Source organism: Oleiphilus sp. HI0043, from assembly GCF_001634935.1.
In genome coordinates this window covers 1-762 of the sequence record NZ_LWEY01000668.1, presented here as the reverse complement: position 1 = coordinate 762, position 762 = coordinate 1, and the positions used below count along the sequence as shown (strand labels likewise).

Genomic DNA, 762 nt, shown 5'->3' with positions numbered 1-762 from the left:
CCCGCTAAATGCCATGAGTAGCTGAAGCAAGCTTAGGAACAAGTTATAGATCGACACAAATAGTGTCACGGTAGCTAGAACGTAGTTTGTTTCGCCGCCGTGAATGATCTCACTGGTTTGATACAGAATGATCATAGACGAGAAAAGTACAAACCCCGCAGAGATCATTAGCTGTAAACCCGCGATATCGGTAAAGATACCAATAACCATTGCACCTAAAAGAACAAAGAAACCAGCAGTAATCGTACCTGCCAAGAAGCTAAAGTCTTTACGTGTGATCAAGGCATAAGCCGAAAGACCAAAGAATACGAATGCGGTTAAGCCAAGTGCGTTAGCAACTAAGTGGCCAGCGCCTGCGCCAATGAACATGCTAAGGATGGGGCCAATTGTATAACCCATAAAGCCTGTCAGTGCGAAGGTAAGTACAAGACCCATGCCGCTGTTAGCCGTTTTGTGAATACCGAACAGTAAACCGTAAAAACCAACCAGCGTTATGATCATGCCAGGGTGTGGCGCGTTAATAACCATTGCGATATAGGCAACGGCAGCTGAAAAGGCCAGCGTTAAACCTAATAGCATGTATGTGTTCTTAAGTACCGATGAAACATCAGCACCTAAAGCCGCTTGCGAATTAGCACCCATAATATTGGCGAGGTTATCACCTTGAGTGTGAGCCGCCTGAGCTTGTGGATGTCTATTATCTTGCATGTAATGCTCCGTTTTAAACCAAGTATGTTTAGTTAGAATAATACTACATTTACA

General features: G+C 44.1%; 1 protein-coding gene. It reads right to left on the bottom strand.

What is annotated here, in order from left to right; translation table 11 throughout:
- Positions 1–642 (bottom strand): Bax inhibitor-1/YccA family protein (locus A3729_RS08070; RefSeq protein ID WP_082882052.1); only part of this gene is annotated, 642 nt, incomplete at its 3' end.
- Positions 643–762: the final 120 nt, after the last annotated feature.